Raw genomic sequence first — 16,759 nt, 5'->3', positions numbered from 1 at the left:
CGGCATCATCCTCCCCTATCGTTCCGCGTGGCCAGTTCGGCTGGATTTTTTGGAACGTTCCATTAAGTTGATCCGATTTGGCTGACCCGTCAACCGCTTTCTTGGCTCAGCCACTGGAACCCGGCCCCGGTTCGCGCAATAGTCCGCGCCGAGGGGAGGCACTATCGTTCATGACAATCCGTTTCTTTTCCGATGCAAACCGTCCGGTTCACATGGGCCCCTACCCGATGGAGCGGCTGGCCCGCGGCCCGATGCCGGATTTGTCTCAGGTGCCGCCCTTCGCGCCCTTGAATTTCACACGCCCCGACACGCCCGCCTCCATCGTCAACGCGATGACGGAGTATCAGGCGATGATGGACGCCATCCGCGACGGGCTGATGACCGCGTCCCGGTCCGTATGCCCGGATGACCCGACCGAACGCGCCAATCACCTGAAGGCCTTCGGATACTTCTCCGATGCCTCGATGGTGGGGATCGGGCCTCTGCCCGCTGCGGCGCGCCTGGCGGAACCCTATCGCAACCCCGGCATCGACGCGCTGGCCGATGAACTGCGCACCAAGCAGACCAAGACGCTGGCTTCCGGCATCGACATGATCATGGCCGATCTGAAAGACGCGGTGGAGGCCCCGCCCAGCACGATCGATGGCCATACCCGCGCGATCGTCTTTCTTTACGAGATGCCGCGCGACCCGCGTTCGGACGAGAAAGGGGTTGGCTGGCTGGACGATGCGCAGGCCCATCGCGCCTGTTTGCGCGCAACCGAAACCGCCGTGGTGCTGGCCAATTACATCCGCATTCTGGGCTGGGATGCCAAGGCGCATACGGGCACCAGCGCGGATGTGGACCTGAACGTTCTGGCCGTGGCCGCGGGCCTTGCGAGTGTTGAGGATGGCACGCTGGCAAACCCCTATCTGGGCAGCCGTTTCGGCATCGCCGCGATCACCACCGAATTCGACCTGACCGTTGACGCGCCGCTTGTTCCCATGGCCCGGCAACCCCGGTTCAGAGCCAAGGGGCCCGCCTGGTGGCTGGGCAAAGGGTTCGCCAAATCGGCGCTGAACCGTGACCCGTTCGCGCGACGCGACTTCGCCGACGGCCCGCACCCGTTCGAGACGCTGACGCGGGTGGACACGCCAACGACCTATATCGACGAACCGAATGTCGCCCGCGTGCCCAAACGCTCGGATATGTTTGCCCGTGCCCAGTTCGGCGATATGGGCAAAGCCAATCAGAATGCCGCGAAAGGCGGCTATTACGTGCGCAAGGCCGCACCCTCCATGGCGCAGCGGCGGATGCTGGGGGCATTCGTACTGTTGCAGGACGGGTCAGCCGCAGACGGACCACGCCCCGATGAGCCCCAGGCCAATGCCGATGCGATCAAGGCGGCCAGTTACTTTCTGGGCGTCGACGCCGTCGGGATCAGCCGCTGCCCCGACTGGACATGGTACTCCCACGACGCGCGCGGCGACCCGATCAAGCCGCCCCACGATCAGGCGATCAGCATGATCATCGATCAGGGCTATGAGACAATGGAAGGCGCCTCCGGCGACGATTGGATCAGCGTTGCGCAATCCATGCGCGCCTACCTTCGGTTTTCGCTTCTGGGCGGCGTCATCGCCAAGCAGATCAGAAATCTCGGCTACAGTGCCAAGGCCCATACGGTGCTCGACGGGGAAGTGTTGCAGCCGCCCCTTTTGCTGCTGAGCGGTCTGGGCGAGGTGTCCCGCATCGGGGAGGTCATCCTGAACCCGTTCCTTGGCCCCCGCCTGAAGTCGGGCGTGGTGACGACCGATATGCCCATGGCCCATGACAAGCCGATTGATTTCGGCCTGCAACGGTTCTGCGAAAGCTGCAACAAATGCGCGCGCGAATGCCCTTCGGGGGCCATCACTGCCGGGCCGAAGCTGATGTTCAACGGCTACGAAATCTGGAAATCCGACAGCGAACGCTGCGCCAGTTACCGGATCACCACACTTGGCGGGGCGATGTGCGGCCGATGCATGAAAACCTGTCCGTGGAACCTGGAGGGGCTGTTTGCCGAAAAGCCATTTCGTTGGGCGGCGATGAATATCCCGGCGGCGGCTCCCGCATTGGCCAGGCTCGATGACGCGCTTGGAAACGGGGGGCTGAACCCAGTCAAGAAATGGTGGTGGGATCTGGAGCTTCGCGAGGATGACAGCTACGGCCCCGCGTCGCATCCGGTCAATGCCCGCGATCTGCAACGCGATCTTGATCTGAAATACGAGGATCAGACGCTGGCGGTCTACCCCGCCCCGCTGGCACCGCATCCCTATCCCTACCCGTTCCCGATGGATCGCGAGGCGGGGATCGAGGCCTATCAGGCGATGATCACCGCGGAGGAGTATCGCGACCGTCTGGCCCGCGGGGATGACAGCGTGGTGCATCGCTACACCAATGATGGCAACAGCCCGGTCCTGCAGGTCGTGGTGGCCAAGGCCGAGGCGATGACGCCGGAGGTCATCAAGTACGAGTTCCGGGCCACCGATGGCGGCGCATTGCCGGAATGGACCGCGGGCGCGCATCTGGACATCGTCGTGGCACCCGAATTTCTGCGCCAATACTCCATGTCCGGCGATCCCGCGGATCGCACGAAGTACCAGATCGGGGTCCTGCGGGAGGATCTGGGCCGGGGTGGTTCCCGACTGATGCACCGCATTTTCAGCGAGGGGCGGCAGATCTTCATCTCCCGGCCGATCAATCACTTTCCGCTGGAGGAGCAGGCCCCCTTCAGCCTGTTGATGGGCGGCGGCATCGGGATCACGCCGATGATCGCCATGGCCCATCGCCTGCATGCATTGGGCAAGCCCTTTGCCTTGCATTATTGCGCGAAATCACGGGCCAGCGCGGGTTTCCTGAACGATCTGGCCGCAATGGAATGGACCGGAAACCTGCATCTTCATATCTCCGACGAAGGCACGCGGGCCGATCTGGACGCGATCATGGCCGCCGCCGCCGAAGGCACCCATGTCTATACCTGCGGCCCCGAAACTTTCATGGGCGCGGTGATCGACAGCGCCACGGCGCATGGCATCCCCGACGAGGCACGGCATCTGGAATACTTCTCGGTCCCCGAGGTGCCGGACTATGTGAACCACGATTTCATCCTGCGCCTCAGGGATGGACGTGATCTGCTTGTGCCGGCCGAGAGATCCGCCACGGATGTTCTGGCCGAAAACGGCATTCATGTGGATGTGAAATGCTCCGACGGGATCTGCGGCGTCTGCAAATGCGGGCTGATTTCCGGCGCCGTGGAGCACAGGGATTTCGTACTGTCGAAAGCGCAGCGGCAACACAGCATCATCTTGTGCCAATCCCGTGCGGCGGAGCCCGGAGGCATTGTCGAAATCGACCTCTAGGTGCGGGTGTAATAGGTCATCACGCTGTGCTCCGCTTCGGCGAAGAACAGCCAGCGCTCGGCCAGAAGCCCGCCCAGAAACGCAAGAACGGCCATAAGCAGAAAAAGTCCGGGCCACAGGCCCCAGGAGGCAAACAGGGTCGCGAAGACCGGAACGATCCCGCCCAGCATCAGCGCGATCTGGCGCAGCCTGGCCTGATGCTTGCGGCCGATCTTGTAGCCCATCTCCTTCAGCAGGTAGTTTCCGCCCGTATGCGGGGCTTCCAGCATGCGCACCTTGCCCATGGCGCCGAGACCGGTGGCGCTTTCCGGGGTGGACAGGACCGGGGCCGTATCCCCCCGGCGCCACCAGCCAAGCTTTGCGCCCCATGCCAGAAACACCAGCAGCGCCGCTACGGTCGGCAACACACCTGCGCCACCGGCAAAGACCTGCGCCAGAAACGCGTAGATCAGCGCGCCGCCGGCAAGCGAAAAGCACAGAAACACCACCGGTGTCAGCGGCTGGCACCAGCGCTGCACGGTTTTCAGCTGCGCATAGATCATCGAGGTGGAGTAGACCGTGATCAGCGAAAAGGCCGCCGTCAGCAGTCCCAGCAGCCGCCCCTGCCCGCCCATCAGCAGGCTCAGCGCGAAGGCCCCGGCAAGGGCCAGCGCGACGATGGCCAGCACCCCCTCCCGCGAGAGCCAGGAGCTGCGCCACTGGCTGAGCGCGCGCCATGCCCGCTCCGGGTGACCCAGATGGAAGGTCGAGGACACCAGCCCGGCCATGGACAGGCCAAAGCCGATCACGAACCCGGCCCAATAGAGGCCACCTTGCGGCGTCAGGCCCAGAAATGCGGCCAGACCAAGCGCCGCAAGAACGCCAAAACCGGCCCCGGAACTGACCGTGAAGAAGATGATCGAATAGGCAGGATGCATCAGAGCCGCTCCAGCGCGCGGTCCAGCCAGCCGAAGAAACCCTCCGCCCGTGTCTCGCGCGCATCCGCCGCCAGATCGGCAAGATCGGGCAGATCAGGAACCGGCTCGGGCGTTCTGGGACGGGGCGGCAAGTATTTGTTCACCGGTCCGGTGCCCTGCTCGGGCATGAGGTCGAACCCACCGCGCGCGGCCACCAGTTCGGACACGGCCGAGGCCGGATCGTTCAGATCGCCGAAATGCCGCGCACCGGCCGGGCAGGTCCGCACACAGGACGGGATCCGGTCTTCCTCGACGATGTTCTCATTATAGATCCGGTCGACGCAGAGGGTGCATTTCTTCATGACCTTCTCGACCGGATCCATCTCGCGGGCGCCATAGGGACAGGCCCAGGCACACAGCCCGCAGCCGATGCATGCATCCTCATTGACCAGCACGATCCCGTCTTCGGCGCGTTTGTAGCTGGCCCCCGTCGGGCAGACGGTCACGCAGGGCGCATCGTCGCAATGCAGGCAGGATTTCGGGAAATGCACGACCGTGGCGGGCCCCTCCTCCGGCTTGACTTCGAATGTGTGGACCCGGTTCAGGAACGCACCAAGCGGCGCATCGCCATAGGCATCGGCATCGGCCAGGGCCGAACCATAGCCGCCGGTATTCCATTCCTTGCAGGAAATCACGCAGGCATGGCAACCGACACAGGTATCCAGATCGATCACGAGGCCGAGTTTCACTGCGGTCGAGGCGGGCAGAGAGGTCATGTCCACTCCTCCCCGTAGGTCACATCGCCGGTGCCGCGCCCCACGGGGCTGTCCTGGGCGTCCATCAGCGGGTCGAGCGGGCCATCATCGCTGGCCGGTTCGATCCGCACCCGCAAATCGTACCACGCCGCCTGCCCCGTTACCGGGTCGGAATTGGCCCATCGCAGCCCGTCGCCCTTGGGCGGCAGAAGTTCTGAGATGAGGTGGTTCAGCAAGAACCCCTTGGTCGCCTCGGGCGCGCCCGGCGACAGCGCCCAGGCGCCCTTGCGCTTGCCGATGGCATTCCATGTCCAGAGTGTCTTGCCATTGGCCGCATCGGTCCGGCGCACCGGCACCCTGATCCTGCCATGATGTGAGATCACCCAGGCCCATCCGCCATCGGTGAGGCCCGCGCTCTCCATCACCTCCCCGGGGACGTAAAGCGGGTTTTGGCCGTGGATCTGCCGCAGCCAGGCATTCTGGGATCCCCAGGAATGATACATCGCCGCCGGGCGCTGCGTGATCGCGTGAAGCGGGAAATCCCCGGTCACGGCCTCGCCTTCGAATGGCGGGTACCAGACGGGAAGCGGATCGAAGGCCAGAGCCACCTGCGCGCGCAGGTGCTCAGGGGGCTGCCGCTCGCCGTGGCCCTCGGCGGCCAGCTGGAACTTGCGCAGGGTTTCGACATAGATATCGAAGGTATAGGGCTGCGGTGCATCGTAAAACCCCATCCCGACGGCCCAATCCTGATAGGCCTGATTGGCCATCTTGTAGAACTGCGCGGCGGCCGGAATATGGCTTTTCCAGAAGCCGCCATTCTCGATGTAGCGGTGCAGCTGATCAGGGTTCGGCCGACCGCGCCCGATATCCTCCCCCTCCCCCCGCCAGCCCGCCAGCGGCCCGACACCTGGCTTGCGCTGGTGGTTGACGATGTAATCCGCGTAATCCTTGTAAACCGCATCGCCCGCCCCGGTGACGAAGCCCGGCAGGCCAAGCCGCGCGCCCAGATCGATCAGCACCGATTGAAAGCCCCGCACATCCCGGTCCGGCTCCACCACCGGCCAGCGGATGGCATCGGCCACCGCGTCGGGTTCGCAAATCGGACGATCCAGCAGGGAGATGCAGTCATGCCGCTCCAGATAGGTCGTGTCCGGCAGGATCAGATCGGCATAGGCCACCATTTCCGACGAATAGGCGTCGGAATAGATGATATGCGGAATCCTGTAGCTGCCATCGGCGTTCGTCGCCTCCAGCATATCCATCACACCGCGGGTATTCATCGACGAGTTCCACGCCATGTTCGCCATGTAGAGAAAGAGCGTGTCGATCTCGTAGGGGTCGCCCGCGACCGCGTTCGAGATGACCATATGCATCAGCCCGTGGACCGAAAGCGGTGCCTCCCATGTGAAGGCCTTGTCGATCCGTTCGGGATGACCGTCCTTGTCCAGGCGCAAGTCCTCCGGCCCCCTTGGATAGCCCAGATGCGGGCCCGCCAGCGGCGCGTTCGGATGGGCTTCGCTATGCGGCGTTGGGTGGGCCAGGACAGGCTTGGGGTAAGGCGGCTTGAAACGGAAACCGCCCGGGCATTCGACCGCACCCAGCAGAATTTGCAGCAGGTGCAACGCGCGTGCCGTCTGAAACCCGTTGGAATGGGCCGAGATGCCGCGCATCGCATGAAAGCTGACCGGCCGGCCGATCATGGTATCATGACGCTCGCCACGCATATCGGTCCAGGGCTGATCGAGGGTGATCGCCTCTTCGAAGGCGGTGCGCGCCAGTTCCGCGGCCAGCCGGCGGATGGTTTCGGCGGGCACACCCGTCTGCTCTGCCACCGCCTCGGGAGCATATTCCGCGCCCAGATACCGCCGGGCCAGCAGGTCGAAGGACGGGACAGCCCTGCGCCCGTCGGGCAGCGTCACCTCACCGTGCAACGCGGCTTTGGTCGAGATCTCCCTCCAGCCACGCGCGCGATGCTCGTCCCGGTCCCAGACAAGCGGTTCCCCGGCCTCGTTTCGCGCAATCAGCCCGTGATCGGGCCCGCCATCATTCTTCACCACCAGATGCGGCGCGTTCGTGTAGCGCAGCAAATAGTCGAGGTCGATCTGACCTGACCGGAGCAGCTCGTGGATCAGCGCGAGAATGAACAACCCGTCCGTGCCCGGCGTGATCCCCACCCATTCATCGGCAATCGCATTGTATCCCGAGCGCACCGGGTTGACGGCAACCACCTTGGCCCCGCGTGCCTTCAGCTTTCCCAGACCCATCTTGATCGGGTTGCTGTCGTGGTCCTCGGCAACACCGAAGATCATAAACATCCTCGTGCGGTCCCAATCCGGCGAGCCGAACTCCCAGAACGCGCCGCCCATCGTGTAGATACCCGCCGCAGCCATGTTGACCGAGCAAAACCCGCCATGGGCGGCATAATTCGGCGTTCCGTATTGCTGCGCCCACCAACCGGTGAAGCTCTGGCTCTGGTCGCGGCCGGTGAAGAAGGCAAGTTTCTTCGGATCCTTCTCGCGGATCGGTTTCAGCCATGAAACGGCGATCTCCATCGCCTCCTCCCACCCGATCTCCTCGAACCGGCCCGAGCCGCGCGGGCCCACGCGCTTGAGCGGTGCTTTCAGCCTTGCGGGAGCATAATGCTGCATGATTCCGGCGGAGCCTTTCGCACAAAGCACGCCCCGGTTCACCGGATGATCGCGGTTACCTTCGATATAGCGGATCCGGGGCACCCCTTCGGCATCCGCGCGCAGATGCACATCAATACCGCAGCGGCAGGCGCACATGTAGCATGTGGTCTTGCGAACCTCGTCCGAAACCCTGGGGGAGATCTCCAAAAAGGGTTGCTTCGCGCTCACCACGAGCCGCCTTCCGGTTTCCAGGGCACAGCGTGCGAAAATCGCTCATTTCCAAACATCTGGCGTCTCCCCTTCACGTTCAGCCGCGCATCTGCCCCTGCATATCGCCGCCTTCGCACATTGTGGACATCGCCTCCCGATGACAAGAGGCGGAGACGAACTGCCATGGCGCGGCCCGAAATGCTGGTCAAGGACAGGTCAGACCTGAAGGAAGCGGTGCGTGCTGTGATATCGTGGTTTTGACCTTGCCCCTGATTTCCGGTCCATTGCGAACTGGAATTTTCCACCTTTGAATGGACGAAGGAGGAAGACCCATGAAGCGGAAGCGTTTCACAGAAGAACAGATCATCGGCGTGCTGAAGGAGAGCGAGGCAGGTGCGAAGACGGACGATATCTGTCGACGTCACAGCATCAGCTCAGCTACATTCTACAGCTGGCGGAAGAAGTACGGGGGCATGGAAGCTGGCGATGCAAAGCGCCTGAGAGCTCTGGAAGCCGAGAACGCCAAGCTGAAGCGGATCGTCGCGGATCAAATGCTGGACATGTCCGCGATGAAGGATCTGCTGCAAAAACATTGGTAAGCCCATGGCGAAGCGACGAGCTGTGGGCTTTCTGATGACCGAGCGTGGGTTCAGCGAGCGGCGCGCGTGCCGGATCGTCGGTCTTGCGCGCTCGGTGCAGCAGTATCGGCCCATGCCAAAGAATGACGCGGCATCTTGAACGAGAACGCTTATGCGATTTCGCCGCGCCCACGACTGACGGACATCCTGTGGTAACTGGAACTCGCAAGCAGGTCCAAACTCGCCGAGCAGTCCGACCAGCCCCTTAATCTGTGGGTCGAGCATGTCATGCCGCAGTCATGGGGCGATGACTGGCCCTATGAGGACGGATCGACTGGTCGCCCCTCGGATGACGACGGCAAGGCCATCGCACGAAACGCCATCCTGCACACCTTGGGCAACCTTACGCTGCTCACAGGCGGTCTGAACATCTCATCGGGGAACAAGGGCTTCGATGAGAAGAAGGTAAAGTTCGCCGAGCACACGGGCTTGTTCCTGAACAAGTGGTTCACCGGGAAAACGCGCTGGACCGAAAATGAAATCCGCGAGCGTGGCGAACGGTTCGCAGACCTTGCCGTTTCGCGCTGGGTCGGATTGGACGGAAGCTAACTATTTCCACGACACAACAACGCTGACCCTGCCGCGCGGATCGGCAACGAGTCCGACATGCTACCCAGATGATACCCACGGCAAAATACCTGCCTGTCTAGCGACATTGGCGACGCGACAAGGCATTGTTTTTATTTGTTTTAAATGGTGCCCGGGGGCGGAATCGAACCACCGACACGAGGATTTTCAATCCACTGCTCTACCCCTGAGCTACCCGGGCACGGGAACGGGGCGGACGCCTCCGTTGGGTGCACGCGTTCTAGGGGTTTGGGCGGGGGCTGTCCATAGCTCTGTGGGCGTTTTTTTCGCGACACCCGGACATCCGTCAGTGGGGCCGGCCCGGGCCGGGATTTCGGGCGTTTTCCAGGGCCTCCGGCAGTTCGTCGGCGTCCTCCGGGTCGCTCGACGGGATTGCGTAGCTGCCGTTCAGCCAGCGGCCCAGATCCACATCCGCGCAGCGGCGCGAACAGAACGGGCGATACTCCGGGGCGGTCTTCTTCGAACAGATCGGGCAGGTCATTTGGGCCAAAGCTCCGTCAGTGGCCAACGGTCACGTTTCCGTTGCAGTTCAAAATGGCCAAGCGGCGTCCAACCTGCAAGGACCGTGTCGGTGGCATCGCCGCGAAAGGCCCGTCTGAGCGCGTCTTCGAAACCGCGGCGGTCTTTCTTGGGCATGGGCGCCACATCCAGCGTGATCTGGCCGGCCAGCCCGCGCAGGCGAAGCTGTCTCGGCAAGTCGCGGGCGAGAGCCAGATTGGCCTTGAGCCCCGCCGCAAGCGACGTATCGGGCCCGGTATTCACATCGACCGCAACCAGTGCCGATGTCGGCTCGATCATGGCGGTCGCCCCGCCGGGCAGGCGCAGGCCCGGGGACAAGAGCGAATCGACCGCCTCCAGGGCGCCCAGCTCTGCAAAACAGCCCGGATGATCCAGCACCTCGTCCGGGTCGGGCACCGACCAGTCACGCCAGGCCAGAAGATGCGCGTCGGGGGCATCCAGCAACAGTTCCGGGCCACCCCCGGCATCGCCCAGAACCGCATCCGCCAGGGCGCGCATCTCGGCGATATCATCGGCAAGCGCCTCTGCGGTCACGCCATCGGAGGCGCTGCGAAGGATCAGGCCATGGTTTTCGGGCGCGCCTGCCATCGCCTCATGGGCCAGTTCCAGAAGCCGGTCCCGCTCCGCCTCGTCGCGGATCGAGCGCGCGATGTTCAGACCCGGTGCATCGGGCGTGACGATAGCGTAACGGCTCTTGAACAGCAGCCGGGTATTGACCGGGGTGGCCTTGCCGCCCTCGCCCAGCCCCGTGACCTGAACGAGAAGCGGCTGACCTGGGCTCAACCCTTTGCCCTGGCGCAGGAAACCCGCGCCATCGGGCAGTTTCAGGATCATCCCGCCCTGCCCTTTCAGCGGCCGGTCGCACACTGCGCGCAGGATGGCGCCGGGAGCCGGCGCCGCGCCCTCGGGCGGATCGATGGCCAGCTCTTCCAGACGGCCATCGACCATGAGCGCCGCGGCCTTGCGGCCCGCGATCTGATCCAGCAGGACCACCCGACCTTTCATTCCGGCCTCCAGACCGGCCAGCCGGCGGCCTGCAAAAGCGACGCCGTTTCGGCAAGCGGCAGGCCGACAATCGCCGAGTGGCTGCCGTTGATCCATGGAATGAACGCGCCCGCCGGGCCCTGGATCGAGTATCCACCGGCCTTCCCACGCCAGTCACCGGTTGCAAGATAGCCGTTCAGTTCCGCATCGCTGAGCCGCTTCATCTGCACCCGGCTTTCGACATCGCGTTCCCACAACCGCTCTCCCCGGCGCAGGACGACCGCGGTGATCACCCGGTGCCTGCGGCCCGACAGTGCGGTCAGAAATGCCGCCGCCTGTGCCGCATCTGTGGGTTTGCCCATGATCCGGCGGCCCATCGCCACGGTGGTATCGGCACAAAGCACCAGATCGTCCGGGCCCGCCTTCACCGCGAGCGCCTTCTCGCGCGCCACGCGCCGGCAATAGGGGCGCGGCAACTCGCCCGCCTGCGGATCTTCGTCGATATCGGGAGCCTCGATCATATCGGGCACAACGCCCAACACCGCCAGCATCTCTTTCCGGCGGGGGCTGCCCGATCCGAGGATCAGTTTCATGTAAAGGCCCCGCACCATATCCGGACATCGGCTCCCAAAGCACGGACTCCGATCATGCCCGCTTACTTGAAGCGATAATTTATGCGTCCCTTGGTCAGGTCATAGGGGGTCATTTCCACCTGAACCTTGTCGCCCGCAAGGACCCGGATCCGGTTCTTGCGCATTTTGCCCGCCGTATGTGCGATGATCTCATGGCCGTTTTCAAGCTCGACCCGGAATGTCGCATTCGGCAGGAGTTCCTTCACGACGCCGGGAAATTCGAGCATTTCTTCCTTGGCCATGGTCTCTCCTTGCTTAACGACCCGCCCAATCTGCGGGTAGCGGGTAAATGCGCCCTGAGCGCCCGTTTTTCAAGGCAAAACTGTTCCAGCCCGGATTTAGCGGCAAAGCTGTGTGCTTGCGGCGCGTCACGCCCGTCCCGGCCCGAGGTGATGGCCCGCTGCGGATGTCCTTCGCGGCTCAGTCTGCCTCGCCCGCCGACCCGTCCGCAGGTTCCAGGGGCGGGCCAAACCGGTCCTGCATCCGGTCGATGATCTGGTCGCGGGCCTGACGATAGGCGGCAAGCTTGGCCTCGCGCGTCTCGCCCAGACCGGTCGGGTCCAGGATCGGCCAGTATTCGACATCCAGATGGTAGTGGCGGGTGAATTCCAGCGCCATGCGCTGGCTGGCGGGCGACAGGGCCACCACAAGATCGAACCCCGAAAGATCGTCTCCCCATTCCTGCATCTCGTCGAAGCTGCGCACCCGATGGCGGGCCAGTTCCACACCCAGTTCCGCGCAGACCGCTACGGCGAAGCCGTCGATCTCCAGTTCATGCTTCACCCCGGCGGACTGGACATACGCCCGGTGGCCGTAGAACTTCTTCATCAGCCCTTCGGCCATGGGCGACCGGGTGGCATTGTGATCGCAACAGAACAGGACCGAACTGGGAAACGCCTGACCCACGTCGTCCTAGGCCCCGAAATGCAGGACACAGATCAGGGTAAAGAGCCGCCGGGCGGTGTCGATATCGACCTCCGCCTTGCCGTCCAGCCGTTCCTGCAACACGCGCGCACCCTCGTTGTGGATGCCGCGACGCGCCATGTCGATCGCCTCGATCTGGCTGGGGGGAAGTTTTTTCACCGCGTCGAAATAGCTTTCGCAGATCTGCCAGTAATCCTTGACCACCTGCCGGAACGGGCTGAGCGACAGGTGGAACTCCGCCGCGGGTGCGCCGTCATCGGTGGTCACGTCGAAGACCAGACGTTTCTCGCGGATCGCCAGCGACAGCCGGTAGGGACCTGGCGGCACCGCGCGCTCGTCGCGGGCGGGAAGAACGAAGGAATTGTCCTCCAGCAGATCGAAAATCGCGACCTTGCGCTCCTGCTCGATCTCGGGCGTGGGCGCGGGCAGTCCCGTCGTGTCGATTTCAATATGGGTCAAATGCATGGTCATCACTCAATGGCCTTCTTCCAATGGGCCGTCATTCAATCGGTCAAGCCTGGCCCGGATAGACAATCCGTGTGCTTCGAGGCTTTCGGACCTTGCCAGAGTTTCCGCAGCCGGGCCTATGGCGCGCAAGGCCGCAGGCGACATTTCGGCCAAAGTGGTGCGTTTGAGAAAATCCATCACGCTCAACCCCGAGGAAAACCGCGCCGATCGCGCCGTCGGCAGCACGTGGTTCGGACCCCCGATGTAATCGCCGATTGCCTCGGGCGTCCATTGGCCGATGAAAATTGCGCCCGCATGCCGGATCTTGGTCAGAAGCGCGTGCGGGTCGGCAACGCAAAGCTCCAGATGCTCGGGCGCAATGCGGTTGGACAGCATCGCTGCCTGATCGAGAGTATCGACAGTGATGACCGCGCCATAATCGCGCCAGCTTGGGCCTGCGATGGCGCGGCGTTCCAGCGTTTCAAGCCTCTTGTCGACAGCATCGGCCACGGCCCGGCCGAAGGCCGCATCATCGGTGATCAGGATCGACTGCGCGGAGGCGTCATGTTCAGCCTGGCTCAGCAGGTCGACGGCAATCCAGTCCGGATCGTTATGCCGGTCCGCAATCACCAGAATCTCGGACGGCCCGGCGATCATGTCGATGCCGACCTTGCCGAAGACCCGGCGCTTTGCCGCCGCCACATAGGCGTTGCCGGGCCCGGTGATCTTGTCCACGGGGAGGATCGTGTCGGTACCATAGGCCATGGCGGCCACGGCCTGTGCACCGCCCACGCGATAAACGACGTCCACGCCCGAAAGCTGCGCCGCCAGAAGAACCAGCGGGTTCGCCACGCCATCGGGCGTCGGCGCGCAAACCACCAGCCGGTTCACCCCCGCGACCTGCGCCGGGATCGCGTTCATCAGAACCGATGACGGATAGCTGGCAAGCCCGCCCGGTACGTAGAGCCCGGCCGCCTCCACCGGGGTCCAGCGCCAGCCAAGCGTGGCGCCGTCGGGATCGGTCCAGCTTTGATCTTCCGGCATCTGACGCACGTGATAGGCGCGGATACGGTCGGCGGCCAGTTCCAGCGCCGCGCGTTCAACGGCGGGAACCCGGGCGACCGCCTCGGCGATCTCATCGCTGGTGAAGGCCATAGTTTCGGGCGTCAGAGACAGACGGTCGAACCGTTCCGTCAACTCGATCACCGCCGCATCGCCGCGCGCGCGGACATCCGAGATAATCCGGGCGACCACATCATCCACCTCGGGCGCATCCTCGCGCTTCATCTCCAGAAGCGCGGCGAAGCGGGTTTCGAACCCGGGTTCGTCCCTGTTGAGAAAAATCGGCATATCCTTGCCTCCAGACCGTCGGGCCGAGCCATAGCGCGCGCGGCTCCGGGTCTCAAGCGCTGCCTAGGCAGGCAGACGCTTCCGCATCGTGATCGTGTCGGAGCAAACCCCATCATGACATTTTGCGCCCGGGCGCCGCCCGATCTCGCCATAGCCAAGCGCCAGATAGCCTGCCTGGGCCGCGGGCTGGCTGGCAGATACGTCCAGCTCAAGCTGCACCACACCATTCCTGCGCGCGTCCTGCTCCAGCATCTGCATGATCTGGCGAAAAAGCCCCTGCCGGCGCAACTCGGGCATCGTGTAGACCGCAATCACATGGCCGCGACCGTCCGCTGAGCCTTCCGGGCGCAGATACCACGCGCCCGTGGCCCGGCATTTGCCGTCCCGCATCTCGGCGAACAGGTGCATCTTCGCGATCCAGTCCCCGATCTCCGCAAGCGATTTCCGCGCCCAATCCGCGTGGCTCGAGCCGAAGGCGGTGGGGTCGGTCCGAAGCATCTGCAAGCGTATCCGGCGGAAAGCATCCGCATCCGCGGGCGTCAACCGCCGAACCGTCATCGCGCCAACCCTGCAGGCGTCAACCATTTTTCCATCGGAACGCCCTCGACCGGGCCGCCCTGCCGATCGGTGATCACCGCCTGCCAGCCCGCCTTTTCGTAGAAACGGCGCGCCGTCCGGGTGCTGACCAGGTGCGCGCGTCTGACGCCCTGCCCTTGCATCTGGAGCTCCATATGGGCCAGGACCGCCGTGCTGACACCGGTTCCGCGGTCCGTGGGGTCGACGTAATTCAGCAGCACGGCCCCCTTGCCTGCCGCCGGATCCAACTCCCCGATCATACCGACCCCCACGATCCGTCCGCCCCGCTCCGCGACGAACACCATACCGGTCTCGTCACCGATCATCCGACGCACCCAGTCGGGCGTCTTGTTGGCCACCCATCCCGCGATCACCTTCGGATCGTCGCCATGATCGGCACGGCAGAGCCGCGTGATCGACGCGCATAAGACCTCAGACGCTGCCGGTGCATCCTCTGCCCGGGCCCTCCGCACCAGAAGGCCGCGCCCGGTCATTCCGGGTGATCGGGCACTTTGCCCGACGGGGCGATATAGGGCCGGGTCACGTCTTTCAAAGTCACCTCCAGCGCTTCGACCTCAATGGCCACGGCCCCGTCGCCGGCCAGAACCAGCGTGACACGGCCGGTGCCGTCCTCGCCCGGTGTCCAATCGAGCGACAAAAGCGACAGGATCAGATCCCGGTCCGCCTGATCCACGCCCTGGCTGGCCACCGCCATCGCATCTTCGAACACCAGCACCGCCTGCACCCGTTCGGGCGGAGTCTTGCCTCCGCGGTCTTCCCATCGAAAACGGTTGAGCAACACGGCAAACCGGCGCTTTCTGCGGTCCCAGGTCATTTCGGTGACAGGGAAAACAGCATCCTGAACCAGCGCCGAGATTACCTTCAGATCTTCCGCGTCCAGCGCCTTCAGTGCAATCGGCCCCTCGCCGCCATCTTCAAACCGGGCATCTTCAACCATCCGCTTTCACCCGTGAAATCTTCGCGCCAACGGCGGAAAGCTTTTCCTCGATCCGCTCATACCCGCGATCCAGATGATACACCCGCGCCACCGTGGTTTCACCCTCTGCGGCAAGACCTGCAAGGATCAGGCTGACACTTGCGCGCAGATCGGTCGCCATCACCGGCGCGCCGGTCAGACCTTTCACCCCGGTGACGGTCGCCGTGCCGCCATGAACATCAATCCGGGCGCCCATGCGGATCAGTTCGGGCGCATGCATGAAGCGGTTCTCGAAAATCGTTTCTTCCAGCGTGCTGGTGCCCTCGGCGGTGCACATCAGCGCCATGAACTGCGCCTGAAGATCCGTGGGAAAGCCGGGGAAAGGTGCCGTGGTGACATCCACCGCCCTCACGGCCCCGTTCCGGCGCGCAACTTTCAGCCCCGCCTCGGTTTCGGTGATGTCGATCCCGGCGGCCTCCAGCTTCTCGCAGAAGGCCTCAAGCAGATCCCGCCTGCCCCCCAGAAGCTCCACCTCGCCGCCGCAGATTGCGGGCGCGATCATGAAGGTGCCCATCTCGATCCGGTCGGGGATCACCTGATGGGTGGCCGCATGCAGCCGGTCCACCCCTTCGACGGTGATCTCCGATGTGCCCGCCCCGCTGATCTTCGCGCCCATCTCCACCAGACATTTCGCCAGATCGACGGTGTCGGGCTCCCGCGCGGCATTCCTGATCACGGTCGTGCCTTTGGCCAGGGTCGCCGCCGTCAGCGCGTTTTCTGTGGCCCCCACCGAGACGAAGGGAAACTCGATGACCGCGCCGGTCAGCCCGTCCGGTGCGGTGGCATGCACATACCCCTCCTCCAGCGTGATCGTGGCGCCCAGCTTTTCCAGCGCCATGATATGCAGATCGACCTTGCGCGCACCGATCGCACAGCCGCCGGGGAGCGATACGATCGCCTCGCCCTCGCGCGCCAGAAGCGGGCCGAGGACATTGAATGAGGCGCGCAGCTTGCGCACGATCTCGTAATCCGCTCGGCGATTGGTAATCTCGCGCGCCGAAAGCACCATCACACGGCCGCCCTGCAGCAGCGCAACTTCGCAGCCGTGGGATTCGAGCAGCGTGCTGAGCGTCCGGATATCGGACAGGCGCGGCACATTGGTCAGCGTCAGCGGCTCCTCGCTCAGCAACGCCGCCGTCATCAGTTTCAGACAGGTGTTTTTCGCCCCCGAAATGGGGATCTGGCCCGAAAGCGGTCCGTTCCCCTCCACAATAATCGAATCCATTGCCACCTGCC

Annotated in this window: 16 protein-coding genes, 1 tRNA gene and 1 pseudogene; 3 read left to right on the top strand and 15 right to left on the bottom strand. The window is 64.0% G+C overall.

Annotated elements, in window-relative coordinates; translation table 11 throughout:
* Positions 1 to 170 precede the first annotated feature (170 nt).
* The gene (locus D9R08_RS13335) at positions 171 to 3,377 is read left to right on the top strand and encodes a reductive dehalogenase (RefSeq protein WP_121898544.1); all 3,207 of its coding nucleotides are present in this window, start codon (positions 171 to 173) and stop codon (positions 3,375 to 3,377) included.
* On the opposite strand, the gene D9R08_RS13330 is transcribed toward D9R08_RS13335, so the two are convergent.
* From D9R08_RS13330 to D9R08_RS13320, 3 genes are read right to left on the bottom strand one after another with little or no spacing between them, the layout of a single operon-like run.
* Positions 3,374 to 4,294, bottom strand: a complete 921-nt coding sequence (locus D9R08_RS13330; RefSeq protein ID WP_121898543.1) for a dimethyl sulfoxide reductase anchor subunit family protein — start codon at positions 4,292 to 4,294, stop codon at positions 3,374 to 3,376. The genes D9R08_RS13335 and D9R08_RS13330 overlap by 4 nt on opposite strands.
* Positions 4,294 to 5,049: a 4Fe-4S dicluster domain-containing protein gene (locus D9R08_RS13325; RefSeq protein WP_121898542.1), complete on the bottom strand. Its 756-nt coding sequence runs from the start codon at positions 5,047 to 5,049 to the stop codon at positions 4,294 to 4,296. The genes D9R08_RS13330 and D9R08_RS13325 overlap by 1 nt, the downstream gene beginning before the upstream one ends.
* Positions 5,046 to 7,886, bottom strand: a complete 2,841-nt coding sequence (locus D9R08_RS13320) for a molybdopterin oxidoreductase family protein (protein WP_121898606.1) — start codon at positions 7,884 to 7,886, stop codon at positions 5,046 to 5,048. Before D9R08_RS13320 ends, D9R08_RS13325 begins: the two co-directional genes overlap by 4 nt.
* A gap of 314 nt (positions 7,887 to 8,200) precedes the next feature.
* On the opposite strand from D9R08_RS13320, the pseudogene D9R08_RS13315 reads away from it, so the two are divergent.
* Both D9R08_RS13315 and D9R08_RS13310 read left to right on the top strand, forming a co-directional pair.
* Positions 8,201 to 8,576 (top strand): annotated as a pseudogene (locus D9R08_RS13315) (transposase); the annotation flags it as partial.
* A gap of 86 nt (positions 8,577 to 8,662) precedes the next feature.
* Positions 8,663 to 9,055, top strand: a complete 393-nt coding sequence (locus D9R08_RS13310; RefSeq protein ID WP_121898540.1) for an HNH endonuclease family protein — start codon at positions 8,663 to 8,665, stop codon at positions 9,053 to 9,055.
* A gap of 145 nt (positions 9,056 to 9,200) precedes the next feature.
* Here D9R08_RS13310 and D9R08_RS13305 read toward each other — a convergent pair.
* The 12 genes from D9R08_RS13305 to murA all read right to left on the bottom strand — a co-directional run bounded on the left by D9R08_RS13305 (position 9,201) and on the right by murA (position 16,748).
* A tRNA-Phe gene (locus tag D9R08_RS13305) sits at positions 9,201 to 9,275 on the bottom strand.
* A gap of 105 nt (positions 9,276 to 9,380) precedes the next feature.
* Positions 9,381 to 9,575 carry a DNA gyrase inhibitor YacG gene (locus tag D9R08_RS13300; protein WP_121898539.1) on the bottom strand — a complete coding sequence of 65 codons (195 nt, stop codon included), beginning with the start codon at positions 9,573 to 9,575 and terminating at the stop codon, positions 9,381 to 9,383.
* Positions 9,572 to 10,618, bottom strand: coding sequence for a ribonuclease E/G (locus D9R08_RS13295; protein ID WP_121898538.1), 1,047 nt, complete (start codon positions 10,616 to 10,618; stop codon positions 9,572 to 9,574). Before D9R08_RS13295 ends, D9R08_RS13300 begins: the two co-directional genes overlap by 4 nt.
* A complete protein-coding gene (locus D9R08_RS13290) occupies positions 10,615 to 11,190 on the bottom strand; it encodes a Maf family protein (protein WP_121898605.1) in 576 nt (191 codons plus the stop codon). Before D9R08_RS13290 ends, D9R08_RS13295 begins: the two co-directional genes overlap by 4 nt.
* A gap of 62 nt (positions 11,191 to 11,252) precedes the next feature.
* Positions 11,253 to 11,471 carry a translation initiation factor IF-1 gene (gene infA, locus D9R08_RS13285; protein WP_011455993.1) on the bottom strand — a complete coding sequence of 73 codons (219 nt, stop codon included), beginning with the start codon at positions 11,469 to 11,471 and terminating at the stop codon, positions 11,253 to 11,255.
* Positions 11,472 to 11,649: 178 nt separating this feature from the next.
* Positions 11,650 to 12,135 (bottom strand): arsenate-mycothiol transferase ArsC, encoded by a 486-nt coding sequence (locus D9R08_RS13280; protein ID WP_121898537.1) that lies wholly within the window; start codon positions 12,133 to 12,135, stop codon positions 11,650 to 11,652.
* Between the two features lie 6 nt (positions 12,136 to 12,141).
* Positions 12,142 to 12,624: a UPF0262 family protein gene (locus D9R08_RS13275; RefSeq protein ID WP_121898536.1), complete on the bottom strand. Its 483-nt coding sequence runs from the start codon at positions 12,622 to 12,624 to the stop codon at positions 12,142 to 12,144.
* Between the two features lie 3 nt (positions 12,625 to 12,627).
* Complete coding sequence (gene hisD / locus D9R08_RS13270; protein ID WP_121898535.1) at positions 12,628 to 13,950, bottom strand: histidinol dehydrogenase; 1,323 nt, start codon at positions 13,948 to 13,950, stop codon at positions 12,628 to 12,630.
* A gap of 63 nt (positions 13,951 to 14,013) precedes the next feature.
* Entirely contained in the window at positions 14,014 to 14,448 is a 435-nt protein-coding gene (locus D9R08_RS13265) for a GNAT family N-acetyltransferase (protein ID WP_158598999.1), read from the bottom strand.
* A 56-nt stretch (positions 14,449 to 14,504) separates the two neighbouring features.
* Positions 14,505 to 15,020, bottom strand: coding sequence for a GNAT family N-acetyltransferase (locus D9R08_RS13260; protein ID WP_121898533.1), 516 nt, complete (start codon positions 15,018 to 15,020; stop codon positions 14,505 to 14,507).
* A complete protein-coding gene (locus D9R08_RS13255; protein ID WP_121898532.1) occupies positions 15,017 to 15,484 on the bottom strand; it encodes a DUF2948 family protein in 468 nt (155 codons plus the stop codon). The genes D9R08_RS13260 and D9R08_RS13255 overlap by 4 nt, the downstream gene beginning before the upstream one ends.
* A complete protein-coding gene (murA, locus tag D9R08_RS13250; RefSeq protein WP_121898604.1) occupies positions 15,477 to 16,748 on the bottom strand; it encodes a UDP-N-acetylglucosamine 1-carboxyvinyltransferase in 1,272 nt (423 codons plus the stop codon). Before murA ends, D9R08_RS13255 begins: the two co-directional genes overlap by 8 nt.
* Positions 16,749 to 16,759 lie beyond the last annotated feature (11 nt).

This window comes from Rhodophyticola porphyridii (genome assembly GCF_003688285.1).
GTDB lineage: Bacteria > Pseudomonadota > Alphaproteobacteria > Rhodobacterales > Rhodobacteraceae > Rhodophyticola > Rhodophyticola porphyridii.
The sequence above is the reverse complement of the archived record's forward strand: the minus strand, read 5'-3'. Positions and strand labels throughout refer to the sequence as shown.